This window comes from Paenibacillus sp. J31P190 (assembly GCF_059692075.1).
Window position 1 is genome coordinate 89,046 of the sequence record NZ_JCAUAS010000007.1, and the last position, 20,152, is coordinate 109,197.

Here is a 20,152-nt window from a genome sequence, read left to right on the forward strand (position 1 = left end):
CTGAATACACTTACCATTCACAGATTAAAGGTCTCTCCCCCCTATTCTTAAAAAGCATTAAAAATTGGATGCGATGGTTCCAGTAACACTCATATGAGAAAAACGGCTTTCGCGGTCTTCGGGTGAGAGTTTTTATAAATGTTGATGCAAAGTAAGCTACAACAAGCGAGACGCATTTGCTTTTACTTTTGCTTTTGCTTTTGCTTTTGCTTTTGCTTTTGCTTTTGCTTTTGCTTTTGCTTTTGCTTTGCTCTTGCTTTTGCTTGTCCGTGTGTTGTTGCACTTTGTACAACATTTGGCAAGCTAATCCGCTATTTTCACGCGATTGTTGCAAAAAATACAACAATTCTGATCCAAAGTGGTCCATTAGAGTGAGTTAAGGCTAAATTGTTGTACAACATACAACATCCTAAGCTTTTCAAGAAAAAGTCAAAGAAATTGTTGTACGTTATACAACTTGTAAATCAAATTTCCCTATTTCTCTCAAAAATCAGAACCAGAAGACAAAAATCAAAATAGAGAAAAACCAAACACAGAAAACCGAAGTCACTAATGAAGCATCATGTCACTATCCTTAATTTCACTCAGCAATAGCACCTTGCGCACTATTTTTGTGCGCTAGCGTCCGGTCGCGACAGATCCGACGACCTTGCGCACTATTTTTGTGCGCTAGCGTCCGGTCGCGACAGATCCGACGACCTTGCGCACTATTTTTGTACGCTAGCGTCCGGTTGCGACCGATCCGGCGACCTTGCGCACAATTTTTGTGCGCTAGCGTCCGGTCGCGACAGATCCGACGACCTTGCGCACTATTTTTGTGCGCTAGCGTCCGGTCGCGACCGATCTCACGACCTTGCGCACAATTTTTGTGCGCTAGCGTCCGGTTGCGACAGATCCGGCGACCTTGCGCACAATTTTTGTGCGCTAGCGTCCGGTCGCGACAGATCCGACGACCTTGCGCACAATTTTTGTACGCTAGTATTCCTTCTCTCCATACTACCAAATTTACCAAAAAAATTAGAAAGGGAGTTTCCTCATGATCTACCTTGAAACTTATACTTTCTATTATGCCAAGGATAAACGACTCCGTTGTCCTTCTAGGACGAGCGCGTTGCCCTGAAAATTAAAAATTTTCATTCATCAGTGGTGCCGCAACGCGGAATGGAAGTCTTATCTACGCAAATAGACGTGTATCTCTTAGAAAAGAAATACACGTCCTTCGTAGAAGCGGCACAGACTCTAGGATTCACTCCCTGTTCTTTTAGGCTTTGCTTAATTGTCTATACACGGCGGGCTTGTCGGACACACGTTTTTCAAACTCTTTGAGGAAATGATGATAGTTAGCATATCCGATCTGCTCCGCGATCACGCGAATCGTTTCATCCGATTCACACAGCATTCGCTTCGCCTCATGAATGCGGAGATCATGAATATACTCAATGATGCCTACGCCGCACCTCTTCATGAACGCTTGGCCTAAGTAAACCGGGTTCATAAAGAACCGTTCTCCGATATCTTTAATCGTTAGCGTTTCCCGATAATGTTCTTGGATATAACGCTCAATAACCCGAAGGGGATGGCCCGAGAATTTGTCTTTATGCTGCTTCAACTGGCTCAAATACTGCTGCATATATACCTGCAGGGATTCCTCTACTTCTTTTAAGGAACGATGCTCCCTTCTCAAAAAATCGCGAACACGAGGCAGTGCCTCTGAATCAATGCCCATTTCCCGCATGACGGCAGCGCTCTTCAGAACAATGCGGATGACCAACAAATGGACGACTTCCCGAGCCGTTTTGTTAGCAGACAGCATCACAAACATTTGTTTAATCAGCTCGCCAATCCGTTTCACCTGAAGCGCCTCGATCGCAATGTGAATGTCGTCTACGATAGAAACCGCATGGAGGTCATAGCTAATTTGCCTGAGATGAATCGTTTCGTAATCGAGCGGACCCCCTGATACATGAAAGAAATGATGCACGGATGCCTCTAGAGCACCTGTATACGAATCTGCAATATGTCGGAGGGAGTCGACGTGTGGTCCTATCGAAAGACAGCATTCGATACCGCGCTGACGAAGATCTTCATATACATGTTGAGCCCACTCCTTGATATCAGGGACAGACGGCATGACAAGCCCCTCCTGATTCCCAAATAAGTCAATGGGATAAACTTTCTGCGACTGTAAGTACCTCGCATCCAGTTCCTGCTCTGTGCCGCTCAACCATTCGAAATGGATATACCTCCATCCCTGATCTCCTATTACCAAAGGATTCAGTATCTCACCTACGGTCTCGTCCGTTGCCGAAATTTCTCCCCTAATTATCTGAGCAAGCATAGTCGGTACAAGACGATTAGCAACAAGGTCATTTCGTACCTTTTGCTGTTCTCGGTGCTGCAGCTCCTGAATAACAAGTTGAATGATAGCATCCCATTCCCTATCTAAAGCTGGTTTAAGCAAATAATGCTTAACCCCGTACCTCAGGGCAGATCGAGCGTATTCGAAATCGTTGTACCCGCTTAAAATAATGAATACCGGATCACTGCCTGCTTTTTGCACCCTTTCAATCAATTCTAAACCGTCAATCACCGGCATCCGAATATCTGTTACCACGAGATCGGGCTTGCAGGCTTCAATACAGGCCAATGCTTCTTCGCCATTCTCGCACATTCCCACAATTTCAAAGCCAAGCTCTTCCCACTCCATCATGAGCCTTATCCCTTCCAAGGCAAAAGGCTCGTCATCAGCAAAAATAACTTTATACATGTCCAATAGCCTCCTCCTGGTTCTTGATGAGACTCAAAGGGATTTGAATCGTAACACTTGTCTTTTCGAAGGGGATACTTTCAATATGGAAGAGAGAACGTTCTGCGTAAAACAGATTTAAGCGGCGGTACACGTTGCGAAGTCCGATGTTCTTGCCGTTGTCTTCTCCCTTAAATAGACTCTGAACAATCTCATCCAGCTTCGCACTGTTCATACCGATTCCGTTATCTTCGACTTTCATGAGCAAGTTCATTCCTGCTCTCTCTACAGATATTCGAATCCTGCGATTCCCTTTAACCGATTGAAGACCATGTTTGCAAGAGTTCTCTACGAGCGATTGAATACTCATCTTTGGGATCCGATACGCGAGAACAGATTCGTCAACGGACAATTCATAGTGAAACCGATCTTGGAATCGGAATTTCTCGATCTGGAGGTACATTTCGGTAAAGCTTAACTCTTCTTCTACAGTTACCAAGTCCTCTTTCCAGCTTAGCAGCCTTCTCAGAATTTGGGACAAGTTTTGTATGATTTCCGTCACATGCTCATAGCGATATTTCTTACAGACGACGAGAATCGCGTTTAACGTATTGAACAGGAAATGAGGATCTACCTGACTTTGCAAATATTTCAGCTCTGCCTGCACGCGTTCGAGCTCCAAATCTTTTTTTTGAATTTCGAGTTTGTATACGTCATTGATTAAATTGCGTATTTTCCCTGTCATCAGATTAAAGCTGCGAAGAAGATTGCCGATCTCATCTTTCCCTTCATACATCGTGATGGGTTCAAACCTCTCGTTTTTCACCAATTGCATATGTTTGGAGAGCTTTCTTACCCGGAAATTAAAGGAATGCATAATGATATAAATCAATATCGTCGGAATAATCGTAGAGATGAGTGTCAGCCATATAAAAAAGTGGATAACCCCTTTCCTCTCCTCCGCGATTCGACTTCCCTCCGGAATCCCGATCAGCCGCCAGTTAAGCATGTAACTGGCGGTACTGAGAGGACTGACGAAGCTATTCCCAGGTAAGCCTGCCAGCTGATTATCGCTAGATACAGGCAGGATCTGCAACAGAGGGTCAACACCTTTAAATGTACCTGCTGATTCCAAAACAAGCTGATTTTCCTCATCCACGAGCTTGATTTGCAAGTAATCGCGTTCTTTATCAAACAGCTCCAGCAGCTTATCCATCCGAATATCGATGCGCAGATATTTGGAGAATGCCATAAGGTCAGGGAAATTGTCCAGCTTCCGACTAATGCTGACATATACCAATTTCTCCTCGGGATTCATGGGATTCGTATCCAAATAAGCGGTCACTGTCACCTTATCTTTCTTTTCGTTCATCTTCTGGTACCATTTACTCTGCAGATCACTGGGCTTAAGCACAAAGTAACTTCCACCATTGGATAGCGTTGGGTTAGAGGTATACACGCCAATCCAAGATATATATGGGTAAATATTCGGATACTGACCCAATTTATCTCGGAGGTAACGATCGTATTCTTCGTAATAGGCGACATTATCAGAGTACGTATACTCAAGCATTTCATTAAAGACACGGTCAGCGGCTACGGCGTTGCCAATCACGACACCTTCGTTCACCATCTGCATGATTTCACTTCCGACCCGATTCAGGGAAATTCGCAAGTTGTCCATCTCTCTACGTTCCGTGTTTTTGCTATCCTGCATGTAAAATAAACCGTTTATACACAAAATGGGAAGCAGCACACACATCAAGTAAATGATCAGAAACTTGAATTTCAGCGGAATATCATTAACTATACTTAACAGCTTCCATCTCCGGCTCATATGCGATCTCCTTGTCAGTTGTAGGTCATCCCTTTTTGTAGGCAGAGGGTAACAGGCCGGTAAGTGCCTTGAACTTGGTTACGAACTGTTCAGAATCTGAGTAGCCGACACGATCAGCGACATCGGATATTTTCAGTTCTTCACGACGAAGTAATTTTTTGGCCTCGTCAATTCGTACGACATGTAAATATTCATTGAAGGTGAGGCCAACTTGTTTCTTGAACCTTTGGCCAAAGTAGGCCGGATTCAGCCGAAAATGCTCTGCGACATGCTGGAGTTGCAGTTTTTCGCTGTAATGCGATTTGACGTAGTCTTCCGCTGCGGATATGACCGCATCTTGCCCTATGCCTTTCTTCTGGCCAATCCACTCTGCAGCTTGCAGGAATTCCTGCATGACCTTGCGTTCCAAGAGGCCAAGATCTGTTGGCACGTATGATGCAAACCAATTCGGCGCTAACACATGCTCACCTCCGGATTGGGTAACAACCTTAAGAATTTCAAGCTTAATGTTGCCTAAATAAGCGCTCACCCAAGATCCGGAGACGGACTGCCTCGAAAGAGCGATGAATAGGTGGTGCACGTGGGTTCGAACCGTTTCTGGACACCCACTCCCGACGGCAGCTAGGATGGATTCCGTCATTCCAACAAAGGCAGGCAGCGTCTCCGCTGACCACTCTCCTTGATAGATGTAAATCCCTTCCGTTCCAGAAGGGAACTTGCACATTTCGGCCAAAAGTCCCTCACGGAATGCTTCTTTTAACGCATGCGGTCCCTTGTGTTCGCCGCTTACCGAAAACGAGAGCGCTCTGCCCCAATTATTTCGTACACTGGCAATTAGCTCTGTAATCATTGCGGGAGAAAAATCGCGCTCCTCTGGCCCCGAGACCAGCAAGAATCCATGTCGTTCTTTGCCTACCCCAAATGGAAGTAAAGTCGCTTGAGGAAGCTTGATCCTATCCACAATAACCTGTATCAGGTCCGATTGGACATGAGCCTGAAAGTCAGGTTCAAGCAAGATGCAGCGGAAGCTTGAACATTCATGAAGATCTAACAAAGCATTCGCTTGCTCAATCCATTTCTGCCTGATTTCTCCCTGCAATAACCTTGAAATCGTTTCCAATCGTAAGCAATCCAAGGCAGCGCTTTCGTACTGGCTGTGAGCTTCACGCTCCTGGATCGTATTCGCGACCGCTTCCACCGCAGCTATAAGCTCATCTTCAATTAAAGGCTTCATCAAATAATTGGCCACACCATGTCGCATAGCTCTTTTGGCATATTCGAAATCCGCGTATCCGCTCAAAATAATAAATTTCATTTCAGGATACAGGCAGGAAGCTTGTTCAATCAATTCCAAACCATCTATGACAGGCATTCGAACATCCGTCAGCACCAAATGAGGCAGGGTCGACGCCATCATGGCTAATGCGTCTTCGCCATCCGGCGCTTCCCCGCATATTTCAAAGCCTAGCTTATTCCAATCAATCATTGACCGCAATCCCTCTAGCATATAGGGCTCGTCATCGGCAAACATGACCCTTAACATGGGAAACACCTCATTTCAGGGAGTAGATATGTCTATTATAAAGGAAAGGATCGGCCTAAATAAAGCAAAAACCGCCCCAGCTCCGAGCTGAAACGGGAAATGATTATCCTCATAGTTTATTCCTTCTTACTCTTTGACGCTTCCAAGGTTCATGCCGACGATAAAATACTTTTGCAGGAAAGGATATACGAATAGAATCGGAACCGCCGCCACAATCGTGATCGCCGAACGTATGGAAGCAGGCGTAACCATGGCCTTCGTTTGATTTGTGTTTGCCCCTGACATCAGACCGGGATCATTGTTGCTGCTCATCGTTGATCCAAGCAGCTTCATCATTTCGTACTGAAGTGTACTCAGCTTCAAATCAGACGAAGCATACAGGAATGTATCGAACCAGGAATTCCAAGAGCCAACTGCAATAAACAAGGCGATGGTCGCTAGTACAGGCGTACACAGCGGGAATATGATGCGTATAAATATGGTGAAATCACCGGCCCCGTCCATTTTCGCAGACTCAACCAAGCCTGATGGAAGCGTTCGAATATACGTCCGAATGACAATGAGATTAAACGCATTCACCATTCCTGGGAGCACATACACCCAGAAGTTATTCAGAAGCCCCAGGCTTTTGATCAGAAAGTAGTTAGGAATAAGTCCTGCATTAAAATACATCGTCAACACAAAAATTAAACCGATGATTTTACGAAAAATATAGTGGGGCTGTGCTAGTGTATACGCTAACATGGTGGTAAGGAATACACCAATCACCGTCGCTGTAATCGTACGAGCGACTGAAATCCATGCCGCATGGTAAATCGTACCGGAAAGGAAAATCGCCTTATAATTTTGCAATGACCATGAACGAGGCCATATATAGATGCCTCCCCGAAGCGCATCATTGCCCTCATTGAATGAAATCGTTAGTGTATGAAGGAACGGATATAAGGTTACTATAGCAAGAACGAGCATGAAGATGCCGTTAATCGTATGGAACAGAATCGGCTCCATCCGAATTCTGCGCGCAGTTGTTGTTCCCATCGTCATCTCTCCTTTATATCAACCGCTCTTCACCAAGGCGCTTGGCGGTAGAATTTGCAATTAGAATAAGGATTATGCTTACAACTGTTTTGAAAATACCTGCCGCAGTGGCCAGCGAATAGTTGCCTTGAGCTATCCCGTACTTTAGAACGAAAATATCAATCGTTTGCGACCAGTCGACGACCAATCCATTGCCGAGCAGGTACTGAATTTCAAAGCCTGCATCCAGAATATGTCCGATGTTCATGATTAATAGAATGATAAATGTCGACTTGATCCCAGGAAGTGTGACGTAAAGGATCTTCTGGTAACGGTTTGCACCGTCGATCCCAGCAGACTCATACAGCGACGGATCGATCGAGGTGATAGCTGCAAGGTAAATGATGGTATTCCATCCCACCTCTTTCCACACATTAGACAAGCCCACAATCCCCCAAAAATATTTGCCCTCACTAAGCCACATCACAGGTTCATTAATAAGGTGCAGCTTCATCAACAACTGATTAATGATACCATCGTCGACGGATAGCGAAGTTGCTACAATACCCGCAGCAATGATCCATGACAGAAAATGAGGCAGATAAGAAATCGTTTGGATGGATCGTTTCCAGAAACGAACTTTAATTTCATTCAGTAAAAGAGCTAAAATAATGGCTGTTGCAAAGCTAAGAACCAAATTGATCATACTCATGGCAAGCGTGTTGCGAAGCACGGTCAAGAACGTATCATCTTGAAAGAGAAATTTAAACTGCTTCAACCCTACCCACTGCTGTTTGGAAAATTTCAAAGCCGGACGATAATTCTGGAACGCCATCAACCAGCCCCAAATCGGTACATAATTGAAAATCAGAATATAAATCACGATGGGAAACGACATCAGCATTAACTGCTTCTGATTTTTGAGCGTCTTCCAACTTAAACCGACGCCGATTTCCGGATCAATTTTTTGCTTTTTCGTTGGTCTTTTGGACAGTATGGTCTCGGCCATCGACATTCCCTCCTAGGAAGTAAAGCGGAGAAGACCCTGAGTCTCCCCCACTCTACTACATGTTCTATTTTCTTATTTGCTGCCCCAATTCTGAATACGCCAGTTAATTTGTTCATTAATACGATCTTCGTAGGCTTTGAAATTGCTTTTGGAAATCTGTTCCACATATTCCTTCCATACACCTTCAAAGTCGTCCGGTTTGGCCATAATAGCTTTCGGCAAATATTTTATGGCAAGGTCGTTCAGCTTTGTATTGGCCACTTTGGCTGGTGAACCATCCACCAGATCAATACTCCACGCTGGATAGTATACGGGATTTTCTACAGGTGATTTGAAGAACTCTGCCCATGTCTTATGGTTATATGCCTTCAGCACTTCCTGATCCTGCGGCTTTAAGCTGTCAAAGAATTCCTGTGGCTGTGATCCCGGATCTGTTGCATTTCCGTCACTATACGTCCCTTGCATCTTAGGCAGGCCACCAAAGAACCCATCCGCTTTATTCGCTAGCTTCCATGTATTATCGTCTGCTTTCGCGCGCTGTTCAGGCGTACGGTAGAACTTGCCATCCTTTACCTCATAATCCTCGCCTTGAATACCCCATTGGAGTGTCTTCTGCCAATCTTCGGTCATTAGTGAGTCAAGGAATTTGATGATTTGAACCGGATCCTTGGCTTTCGTCGAAATCCCGAATCCGCGGTTGATGTTCAAAACTGGACGGTCACGATAGTACTCTTTGGCACCTGGATATAAGAGCGGGAACCCTACGTATGTGCTGCCGAATTTACCTTGTGATTTCAAAGAATTTTCTCCATCGCCAAAGTTCCAGTGCTGGTCGAACATCCCAATGACGCGGCCACTGGCAATTTTAGCTAAGTACTGATCGTAGTTCTGTACCAGTGCCTCTCTATCCATCAAGCCTTGCGCATTGATCTCATTCAGCTTCTTGTAATAGGTCTTGGCAATATCCTTGTCCGCAAAAATTTGCGCTTTCCCGTTATCGACGATAACTCCACCGTCATTTGGGTAACCAGCTAAATGCTCTGGCGGATTAAGCAGCGGGAAGTTTCTCCAGTCGAAGCTCAACGTCTCGAACCCGATCATATCTGGATGTTTCGCTTTGTATTTCGCAATGATATCGAAATAATCGTCCAACGTTTTAGGAGTTGGATAACCCATTTCCTTCAGGACATCCTTTTGCAGGTAAAAGCCTGGTCCTTCATACGTAGTATCGTTAACTTGACCACTGAATACGCCGTAAGCTGGCAGAACATAAAGGTGACCGCTTGCAGGATCCTTGGCCTGATTCAACACGGTGGCATAGTGCTTCTTCAGATTCGGTGCGTACTTGTCAATCAGGTCCTCGAGGGGAATAAAAGCACCGGCCGCAATTAGTTTATCATCCCCAGACATAATATCCGCATAATCACCGCCGGCAATCATAACGCCCATCTTCTGCTGCAGGTCACCGACAAGAAACTCCATTTTAAGGCTAACGCCAGTTTTATCTTTAATCATCTTGTAGATCTTGTTGTCAGGAGTCGGCTGTTGACCAGGGCCACCAATGAACACAGATAATGTAACTGGCTTGACCGCGTCGTTTTTCGTTGCTGCCGGACTTGTCTGACTACCGCTAGGTGATGCGGTGCTATTCGCAGCATCACCATCCTTCGAGTTGCTGCAGGCTGATAGTGTCAGTCCTAGTGCCAGAACGGGTACCAATGCTGCTAAAGCGTGCCGTTTTACTTGTTTAACCATTTTCTAGTCCTCCCTTATTGTCTCCATGAAGATGCATGATCCTTTAGGCCAAACACTTATTTACTTACACTATTTATTATACCTCTCAAGAATACGCTTACAATTCACAGAATATAGGTCTTACCCCTACGAATTACAGTCATGTAAATCTAATGTTCGACTAAATAAGTCAACCCATCTACGGCTGTTTACTTCAAGCAAGGTTGTCCTTCCGCACCTACAAGGATAGGCCTCCCACCATTTTGAGCTTATTTAAATCATTCGTCAACAAAGGCAATGATTGAGCATTTCCCTACAGCATCGACGAAGTTATTGAGAAGAACAACCTACGGCTGAAAAAATACTTCTAGCCGACGGATCTTCCAATCCTTGGCGAACTCTGCGAAGCGATTTCGAGCATTTATGCAACAAACCTTAGGATCGAGTGAGGGAAACGAGGAGCCGTTATTTCCGTGATTATGTCGAGGCGGCACCCGCACGCGGAACGTAAGGGTTCTATTTTGACGTTTTATCGGTTTTTACACCTTGAAAGCGGGAAATAGGGGCTCCTCGTTCCGCGAAAACGTGAATTACGCGGTTTTGAGCAAAATAAAGCTTCTACGTTCCGCTAAAATCTGGTGATGCCGGTACGTGTTAAGTTTGGAAACAGAATTCATTTTACAACACTTATCCATAAATCGGCATCTTGCATAATTTCCTTTAATTTCCTATACAAAGTAAGATTCATGACCTATGCAGTTGAAGTGAATTTCTGGAAATACCCTTGATCCATTGGAATTTATCCACTGTTTTACTCATTTGTGCATAGAGATGGCACGATCTATTGGATATTTTCCAAGCAAACTGATTCCAAATGACAATTAGGATGGGGAACTTTGGATTTCATTGGATTTTTTCCAATAAAAGTACGATATCTCATGTCTGAACAAGTAATCTATTGGATTTTCTCCAATGACACTGATCGTATTTTAGCTTATATCCAATTAAGTCCAGATACTACATAACTCATGTAAGATTTAGACTGACTCCAATAAAAGAAACAGCGACAGCCATGGACGAGAAAATAAAGTCCTAGACTATCGCTGTATGAGTATTGGTTAAACGATAATCCCGAAATCTCAATTCACGGGCTTGGATTCTGCCTTAGCAAGTACATGAACCGCAGCCCCTGCCTCCGCCTCAAACGAATAGGTTGATGCGTCGAGTAGCGTTGGCTCATAAATCTCCCCTTCCATCCATAATTGGATAGGCAGATTGCAACGAATACGATACACCCCTTTATAATCTGGCTTCAGATCAGCATGCTGTAATTGACCGTCCTTCCATGTTATATCTACCGTTACCGCACCGCGGGCGCGAAGCCCCGTTACTTCACCATTGGACCATGCCTTAGGGAGAGCAGGTAACAAATGAATGGCGTCAGCATGGCTTTGCAGCAGCATTTCCGCGATACCCGCAGTCCCGCCAAAATTGCCGTCTATCTGAAACGGCGGATGGTTATCGAGAAGGTTGGGCAATGTGGAGTGCGTCAAAAGGGCAGTTACATTTTCGTATGCTTCTTCCGCATCTCCCAGCCGAGCCCAAAAATTCACAATCCAGGCGCGACTCCAGCCTGTATGTCCGCCTCCGTTTGCAAGTCGTCTCTCAAGTGTCCGGCGAGCAGCAGCACTTAGGCTTGGTGTCTTCTCTGGAGTGATCTGTGTTCCCGGGTGCAAAGCAAACAAGTGTGAGATATGACGATGTCCTGGCTCCACTTCCTCATAATCTTCAATCCACTCCTGTATTTGTCCATGACGCCCAATCTGGGGCTGTGGCAGCTTATCCATTGTAAGTTTAAGCGTTGTCAAGAAGTCCATATCCGTCTCTACCTGTTCACCTGCCGCTAGACATGCGATAAACAATTCGCGAGCAATCTGGCTATCCATGGACGGCCCATAGCAAAGCACGCCCGTTTCCCCATTCGGCAATCTATATGTGTTTTCAGGTGAGACAGAGGGGCAAGTGACAAGCACTCCACTCGGAAGTTCGACCATATAATCAACAAGAAAAGCAGCCGCTTCTTTCATCATCGGGTAAGCACGCTTCAGAAATGCCTCATTCCGCTCGAATTGATAATGTTCCCAAAGATGCAGACATAACCATGCAAGACCAAGGGGCCAATATGTCGAGGGTAGATAAAGATCCTGCGGCGCAGTATCCGCCCAAATATCAGTATTATGATGGGCAGCACTGCCACCGCACCCATACATGACTTGAGCGGTTCGGCGACCGTTTGGAATCATCCGTTCGATCAATTCAAAGAGAGGCTCGTGGCATTCGGATAAATTGCAGATCTCAGCCGGCCAATAGTTCATTTGCGCATTAATGTTAATGGTAAATTTGCTGTCCCAGGCCGGCAACATATCCTTATTCCAAATCCCTTGCAAATTCGCAGGTAAAGATCCTGGTCTGCTTGAAGCAATAAGCAGATAACGGCCATACTGAAAATATAAAGCTAGAAGGTCGGGGTCTTCGGCTCCAGCCTTCATCCGTTCCAATCGTTTCGAGGTGTCTTGTTCCACAGCTTTGAATGCAGGATCAAGCCTTAACGACGTCCGCTGAAACAGTTTATTATAATCTTCAATGTGGGCTGTTAATAAATCGATATACGTCCGTGAAGCAGCGCGCTTAGCATTCGCAAACGCTGCGGATTCAGGATCGGACTCTCGAAAATCCGTGGCGGCAGAAATGACCAATGTGACGGCATCGGCATTGGTCACGACCAAGTGCTCCCCAATCGTACGCATTTGGCCTCCCTCTGGTTTGCACATCAACACACCGCAATAGTTGACACCTCCGCCACTATTGCCGCTCATTATGATCGAATTACCTTCTTCTGTGCGGATATGGTCTACGTATCGGAACCTTTCCCTTCCCATTCTTGCCGTAAAGGAGATTTGGCCCGGTGTATCAGCCGTCAATCGAATCACAATCGCGCCGTCCGGATAGCTCGCAAAGATCTTGCGACGATAATGAACCTCACCCGCTTTAAAGGAAATGCTGACCACTGCTTCTGATAAATCGAGCTCCCGTTCATAATCGATGACTTGGTCATCGTCTAATGTTTGGAAGTGAAGAAACAGATCGCCGAGCGGCACATAATGACGCTGGGTTTCAGGGATCGCGGTTAAGGCAAGCGAAGCGAGGGACTCGGCTTCTTTGAGCTTCCCTTCAAATATGAGGCGGCGAATTTCCGGAAGATGTACCAAAGCATCCGGGTTATGCCGATCCCTTGGCCCTCCATACCACAAGGAATCTTCATTAAGCTGCAATCGTTCGGAGCATGGCCCTCCGAAAATCATAGCTCCCAGCCGTCCGTTGCCAATCGGAAATGCTTCGTCCCAATGCTTGGCTGGGGAGCGAAAAAATAGTCTTTCTTTGTACTCTAAACGTGCTTCACTCATGATGATTGCCCCTTCACTTTACAATCGTATTCTATTTTTAATCAGCGCCTCTCAACAGACGCGCCTTCCATCTGCTTGTGAAACTTTCTTGGTGTAAAGCCCGTAATTTGCTTGAATTGACGGCAGAAGTGCTCCACGTTGTTATACCCGCAGCGTAAAGCGACCTCCGCAATGGATAGAGAGCCGTGCAACAAATATTCTTTGGCTTGGCGGATGCGACTTGTAATCACATCATCCATACAAGAAATCCCGAAAGTCTTCTTGTAAATTGTCTGCAAATACCCAGGACTGATGCGGATAGAGTCGGCCATTCTCGGAACCGCCCAGTCCTGGCTAGGATTACTGTAAATGGCGGTCCGAAGCGATAACAAGTTGTAGTATTTGGGCGTAATTGCTTCTTGAAAGTAAGATTCCAGCAGCTTGTTAAACAGGGTTCTCAGTAAGCAGTCAATGGATGATTCTTTATAATCTTTTTGAAAAGAGTGTTCACTGACGAGGAGTTGGAATATTTTGTGGCAGTATTCAGGGTCATTCAATGGAAATGGCACTCCGAATGGAAGCGATGTTTCCGTTACATACGATTCGTTAGATTCGAAACGAATCCAGTCATTCTTATATTGTTCCGCGCAGGCCCGGTAATAAATTTTTTGATGGGGATGGTATAAAACTCCACTGTGTGCTGGGTACTCCTTCAATTCTTCATTGACCCAGAACATGGCAGGTGTATGGGTCACGACGAGCAGCCAACAGTTATGGCCCTCAGGGACATCGAACACAAAATTGCTTGCGTGCGCGGCATCATATTCAACATAGAAAATGTTGGTCATCATGATCCTCCAGTATCAAAAAAATGACAATACATCAATTATTTTTATTAGCATATATGACTGTTTGAAAACAGTCAACGAAGCAACACCATCATCGTGAGCGTCCGAAGCAGTGATAGTAATGAAACGTCAACCGATTCCGCAATCGTTAAAAAGACCTTGGTTGAAAACCAAGGTCGTCTCGTAAGCTTGGTCGTAAACCTCGTTAACGCCAAAGGCGGTCTTTACCTTCACGAACATCGGCCGCTTATTGAAATGAGAAGTTTGCCGTTTTTTTGAACCTCAATGCCACCCTCTTTGGAGATCATGATATAGTTGCCGAATTCTTGAAATATTGTCTCACGAGGAGCTGCATCATATCGCTGGGTTGTTCCCTGGAAAACTCGGCTTGATCCACGAATCGCATGCCGTATGGTGCCTTTGGCGTATAGGGCTCCCACCGTGGCAAGTCCTCTCCCGTAGAATCTTTGCCGTTCGGATCTCCACAACGAATGAAGTTCGCCCAGTAATTGCACATTTGGCGGGCAAGATCGTAATGTTTGCCGACGAACGGCCTCCAGCATTTGGCGAGGGTCTCGAAGAAGAACCAGAGATCCACCGAGTGGAACGTTCCAGGGTTATCCCAACCCGGGATTCCCGCATCGAAATTGTAATAGTAAAGCGGGAGATTGGCGCCAGTATCCGCATTGGCCTGCCCGGCAATCCGTATCGCGTATTCGATGCCGCTTACCGAAGTTTTTTTCAAGACCTCATCGAAGTTGCCTGACGGAAATCCGCAAACTTCAAGAAATTCATTGGCATCGTCGCCGAATAAGTTGACGGCCAAGTTCTTGATTCCGTCCAGTGAATCGGCCTCCGGAGCACTGAAAAACTCGGATGACGTATGGCCGAACATCACCGGTACCTGCAAGCGCTTGTTTTGAAGGAACAATTCGAACGCGCTGCCAACACTGAACTTATTGTCGACGACGGTGCCCCAGAACGCCTTGTACTCCAGCATCTTGTCTCGGAGAGAAACCGCATCCAGCTTCCGGGCTTCCGCAAGCGAGGAAATGCCGAGAAATTCGAAGAATTGAACGCCTTCCTGTTCGGCTTCCGTTATATCGCGCAGAAACCTGGGCGTGCGGACTCCTGGGTAGAGCTCCGTGAATACCCCGCTCTGCACGATCGCTCTCTGAAAGAGGCCGTTGTTCTGCGGTGAAGTAAGCTGGCTCATGACGCTTCCGCCGCCGGCAGATTGTCCGCCGATGGTGATGTTGTCCGGATCGCCGCCGAAAGCAGTGATATTGCGTTTGACCCATCTTGTAGCAGCTTGTTGGTCGAGGTGGCCGAAGTTCGCGGGAGCTTCCAGCGATTCCGCCGTGATTTCAGGGTGGCATAGAAATCCGAACACGTTCAGACGATAGTTGATCGTAACCACGACGATGCCTCTTCGGGCGATGCGTTCCCCGTCAAACTCCATCTCGGCCGTATGACCGACCTGCAGGCCTCCTCCGAAATACCATACGTACACCGGCAGCTTTTCATCGGTACGGTTAGCCGGGGTCCACACGTTAAGGTAGAGGCAGTCCTCGTCCATGGCGATGTCCGGTTCCACAGCCCATTCCCGGGTATAAATATTGTTGTCGTCGATTTCTTGTCTGGCCTGCATCGAGACAGGCGCGAATTCGTACGCGTTGAGCACGCCCTCCCAGTCTTTGACGGGCTGCGGAGCACGCCAGCGGTTCTCTCCTACGGGCGGAGCGGCAAACGGGATCCCTTTGAAACTTGTGATCCTGGGGTCGGCTGCCGGCAACCCTTGTACCCATCCGTTTTCAACGTTTACGACTCTAAGCATGCTTGATTTCTCCTTTCATTAAGCGAACTCGTTCCACGAAAGCGTCTTCGCAAGAATCTGCAAAAGATCATCGACGGACGATGTATTAGTCTAAAATCAGAAAATGAATGAGGGATATATAAGATCATACATATCCCTCATTCATAAAAAATTATTATTTTTACTTTTTAGCTAATGCATCGGCACGCATTTTAACAATCTTTTGCGCTTTTTCCGTATCCGAAGCAAAGACATCATTCCAACCGAGGCCTGTCACATCTTTTTTCATCATTTCCCAAAGCTTGTCGAATTCTGCTTGATTCTTAGCAAATACCATTTTCCAGGATGTGTTCTTTACATAGTCAGAAATCTGGCTGCGTTTGTTTTTAATATCTGATGAATCACTTCCTAGACTTGTATTGATATTGGGGACGATATCGATCATCTTATTTTTCAGGTAGTAGTCTGTTGCGTTTTCTGCTTTATAGGTGTTCTGCCAATCCGTCGTTAGCGCTGTCTTGTTCGCTTCAATTGTTGCAGCCCAGTAATTACTGTTATAGAACTCCCCTGTCATTGGATCTTTGGCAAAATCGCTTATGATCATTGTGTTGAGCTTGCTTTGTCCGTCCTGGTATCCTCCGCCTCCATACTCATCTGGAACAGGTGTATTTTTCTGGAATGCGGTTTGACCTACTTCGGTCAGCTTAAATTTACCATCTGCCGTCTTTTCGTAGTTGAAGCCTTCAAATCCATTCACATAGTAGCGCAAGCCTTCAGGAGAAGCCAGCCAATCCATGAACTCCATGATCCGATCGGGATCATTGGCTTTGGAGCCGATAGCAAATGCTCTTCCGTTGCCGTAATAGGCATCGCTTGACTGAATGATGTGCGTGTCAGCGATCGGAATAGCAACATTCCCGTCACCCTTTTTACCTCTTTCAATCGTATTGTAGAACCCTGTTTCCCATGAGTACCACAAAAGAAGTACCTGCTTGTTGGTCAGCTTTTCCGATACTTTGTTCCAATCCTGAGTCGGCGAGTCAGGGTCAACCAAACCCATCTGATTGGCTTTAAAATAAAATTGCAGAATTTTCTTGTACATACTGTTGTCATCGATGAGGGGAACAATGTCGCCTTTTGCATTTAACTGCATGGTCGTGGTTCCTTCTGGCTGCTCATAACCGTACCAATTGCTCAACCAACGTGCATTTTCCATTGTGCCTCTGCTGTCCCAGTCCTTCCACAAAGTGATCGGAGCTATCGGTTTACCGTCCGGCGTCTTCGGATATTTCTCATGCATGAGTTGCAGCACATTCAAAAGATCATCCAGATTGTTCAGCTTGGGAGCCCCGACTCCCTTATAATAATCCCAAGGCATTATTGGGCTTGAGTAAGGGATTTGCTCCGAGTATGTCGTTGGTGAAGTATCTGCCTCAAAAGTTGGCAAAGCATAAATCTTGCCATCCGGATTTACTTTTTGGAATGCTGCATTGAAAGGTTTGAAATGATTGTCCACATATTTGGACAGGTTCTGGGTATTTTTGACCTTACCCGTGAGGTCCATAATCAGACCGGCTGGAATTAATTCTTCCAACTGATTATTATTGACGATCAGGAGATCGCCCAAATTTCCTGCTGCCGATCTTGTCTTGTATAGCTGATCGCCGGCAACCTGCGGAGCAAGAATGTTCAATGTGATATTGAACTTATCCTTAATAAGCTTTCCATACCACCCTTTCTGCTCGCCTTGATAATTTGCTGCATTGTCAAAAACGGTAATGGTCAGCGGTTTACTGTGATCTAGTGCTGTACTAGCCTTGGATGTAGCTCCAGTACCGGAGTCTGGTGACTTACTTGGTTCCGTTGATGCAGCCTTATTGTTAGATTCGCCTCCACAGCCGGTCAATGCTACCGAAACCATGAAGAGGCTAGCAAACAATAACAACATCGATTTTTTTACTGCTTTACTAGGTTTACTCATACTCAACCCCCATATTCTTTCAATTTATTAAACCGGTGCAAGTTATCCTTTCACTGCACCGATCATAATCCCCTTTACAAAAAACCTTTGGAAAATCGGATAAACCAATAAAATAGGCGCTACAACAATAATGGTTACCGTCATTCGAATTGAAGTAGTGGTTTGCTTTGTTGCCAGACTTGTTATCGCTGTTGAACCGGCATTCTGCAGGTTTACCATGCTGGATATGGAACTTGCCTGATTCATATAGTTATATAGAATAAACTGTAAGCTATAAAGCTTGCTCTCCGTGACCAACAACAACGTGTCCTGGAAGGAATTCCACTGATCCACTGCTGCGAATATGGCAACTGTAGCCAATATGGGCTTGCAGATGGGCAACATGATTTTGAAAAAAAGGGTCATGGTCCCAGCCCCGTCGATACTAGCCGCATGTTGCAATTCCTTCGGCGTTGATTCCACGAAAGTCTTTACAAGAATGATGAAAAACGGAGCTACGATTGTCGGTAGAATATAGGCCAAAAAATTGTTTGTCAGATGCAAAGACCTCATTGTTAAATACCACGGAATAACCCCGGCATTAAAAAACATGGTTAAAACCGTATAGCGATACCATAATTTTCTCCTCCACATATCCTCCTGGGTAAACATGAATCCCAGAAAGGCGGAAGCCCCTACCGTCAAAGTGGTTCCAATCACGGTCCTTCCTACAGATACAATGGCTGCATCCCATAAACCCGGTATTTTAAACGCATCCACGTAGTTATGAAATTGGATATTTATCGGGTAAAAGATAACATCACCTTTGGCACTGATATCATTTGCGCTTATGGTATTAATAATGATGGAGTAAAATGGATATACACATATAAGCGCATACAGGGAAAACAGGAAATATATGAAAACAGTCATCATTTTGTCTGTTGGGCTGACCTGGACTTTCATTTTTCTAGTGAGATGGCTGCCGGGCACTTTATCATTTGGCGCCAGCCCTGCTGCTGTATCACTCATACAATACTCTCTCCCCTTAGTCTTTTTGATAGTCCGTTCACAGAAAAGAGAAGCACAACACTAATTAAGCTCTTTAGCATACTGATCGCGACAGACACGGAATAGCTGCCGCCCCCCATTGCAAGGTTGTAAACATATAAGTCTAAAACCTGTATGGAATCCTTGTTAAATGCATTTTGAAATACGAAATATTGCTCCAAGCCATTATTCAGAAAACTCGCAATTTGCAGCATCAACAAAACAAAATAGGTCGGCACCATACTCGGCAATACGACATGCCAGATCACCCGCATTCTTGTCGCGCCGTCTACATAGGCCGCTTCATATAGAGAATCATCTATACTCATAATCGCCGCTATATACAATATGGCTGACCAACCCAATGTTTTCCAAGTCGTCCATATCCACATCATAATCCAAACATGGTCGGAGTTTTGAAGAAGTAATACCGGGGAATCAATAAATCCAAGTTGTTTCAAAAGGCCGTTGACTATACCTTCACTAGAGAACATTGAAAATGCCAGTGAATAGACCAATACCCAGCTGATGAAGTTCGGCAAGGTTGTTACCGTCTGAATAAACCTCCGGAAACGTACGGATTTGATCTCAGTCAGGAATATGGCAAAAATCATTGGAAGCCATGAGAATAGCAGATTCAAGCCACTCATCCCAAACGTATTCTTGAGAATTTGAATCGTTTGATCGATCTTCACTTGGTTTTCGACCAGGGTATGAAACCATTTCAGACCAACAAACGGCGATTGGGACAGCGGAATCGGCGGCGTATAGTCAAAGAATGCATAAACCCAACCATATAGCGGGTAATATGCAAAGATACCAAGTAAAACCATAAAAGGCATAATAAAAAGGAATTTCATTATTGAGATGCTTTTCTTGCTGTATTTTTCTATTCGTACCATGTCAGGCCCCCTATTTTATATTCAACGTATTTATTGACAAATAACGATATTCCAAAAAAATATGAAGTGCCGAAATGGCAGTTTCACTCTACTCCAGTGCAAAAGGTCATCGATGAATTTAAGGACGCTCCTTGTGTTGATAGCGTTTTCATTCGGTTTCGTTAAAGCTATTATAAGATATCATTTTTTTCAAAACAATGACCTATTCTCATCGATTATTGATCTATTCTCATATAGCTCGGTGAAT

12 protein-coding genes are annotated in these 20,152 nt (G+C 45.2%); all 12 read right to left on the reverse strand.

The window, feature by feature from the left end; translation table 11 throughout:
• Positions 1–1,261 precede the first annotated feature (1,261 nt).
• Positions 1,262–2,767 (reverse strand): response regulator transcription factor, encoded by a 1,506-nt coding sequence (locus AC58U0_RS15180; protein ID WP_497379775.1) that lies wholly within the window; start codon positions 2,765–2,767, stop codon positions 1,262–1,264.
• Positions 2,760–4,583, reverse strand: a complete 1,824-nt coding sequence (locus tag AC58U0_RS15185) for a sensor histidine kinase (RefSeq protein ID WP_497379776.1) — start codon at positions 4,581–4,583, stop codon at positions 2,760–2,762. Before AC58U0_RS15185 ends, AC58U0_RS15180 begins: the two co-directional genes overlap by 8 nt.
• Before the next feature lie 25 nt (positions 4,584–4,608).
• Positions 4,609–6,126 carry a response regulator transcription factor gene (locus AC58U0_RS15190; RefSeq protein ID WP_497379777.1) on the reverse strand — a complete coding sequence of 506 codons (1,518 nt, stop codon included), beginning with the start codon at positions 6,124–6,126 and terminating at the stop codon, positions 4,609–4,611.
• Positions 6,127–6,252: 126 nt separating this feature from the next.
• Positions 6,253–7,164: a carbohydrate ABC transporter permease gene (locus AC58U0_RS15195; RefSeq protein WP_497379779.1), complete on the reverse strand. Its 912-nt coding sequence runs from the start codon at positions 7,162–7,164 to the stop codon at positions 6,253–6,255.
• Positions 7,165–7,177: 13 nt separating this feature from the next.
• Complete coding sequence (locus AC58U0_RS15200; RefSeq protein WP_060648371.1) at positions 7,178–8,152, reverse strand: ABC transporter permease; 975 nt, start codon at positions 8,150–8,152, stop codon at positions 7,178–7,180.
• Positions 8,153–8,224: 72 nt separating this feature from the next.
• On the reverse strand, positions 8,225–9,907 hold the full coding sequence (locus AC58U0_RS15205; RefSeq protein ID WP_497379780.1) for an ABC transporter substrate-binding protein: 1,683 nt from the start codon (positions 9,905–9,907) through the stop codon (positions 8,225–8,227).
• A 1,118-nt stretch (positions 9,908–11,025) separates the two neighbouring features.
• Positions 11,026–13,350 (reverse strand): glycoside hydrolase family 95 protein, encoded by a 2,325-nt coding sequence (locus tag AC58U0_RS15210; protein ID WP_497379781.1) that lies wholly within the window; start codon positions 13,348–13,350, stop codon positions 11,026–11,028.
• A 41-nt stretch (positions 13,351–13,391) separates the two neighbouring features.
• The gene (locus AC58U0_RS15215) at positions 13,392–14,177 is read right to left on the reverse strand and encodes a helix-turn-helix transcriptional regulator (protein WP_497379782.1); all 786 of its coding nucleotides are present in this window, start codon (positions 14,175–14,177) and stop codon (positions 13,392–13,394) included.
• 304 nt (positions 14,178–14,481) lie between these two features.
• Positions 14,482–16,014 (reverse strand): carboxylesterase/lipase family protein, encoded by a 1,533-nt coding sequence (locus AC58U0_RS15220; RefSeq protein WP_497379783.1) that lies wholly within the window; start codon positions 16,012–16,014, stop codon positions 14,482–14,484.
• Positions 16,015–16,174: 160 nt separating this feature from the next.
• Positions 16,175–17,974, reverse strand: a complete 1,800-nt coding sequence (locus AC58U0_RS15225) for a type 2 periplasmic-binding domain-containing protein (RefSeq protein WP_497379784.1) — start codon at positions 17,972–17,974, stop codon at positions 16,175–16,177.
• 42 nt (positions 17,975–18,016) lie between these two features.
• Positions 18,017–18,985, reverse strand: coding sequence for a carbohydrate ABC transporter permease (locus AC58U0_RS15230; RefSeq protein WP_497379785.1), 969 nt, complete (start codon positions 18,983–18,985; stop codon positions 18,017–18,019).
• Complete coding sequence (locus AC58U0_RS15235) at positions 18,982–19,905, reverse strand: ABC transporter permease subunit (RefSeq protein WP_497379786.1); 924 nt, start codon at positions 19,903–19,905, stop codon at positions 18,982–18,984. Before AC58U0_RS15235 ends, AC58U0_RS15230 begins: the two co-directional genes overlap by 4 nt.
• Between the last annotated feature and the right edge of the window lie 247 nt (positions 19,906–20,152).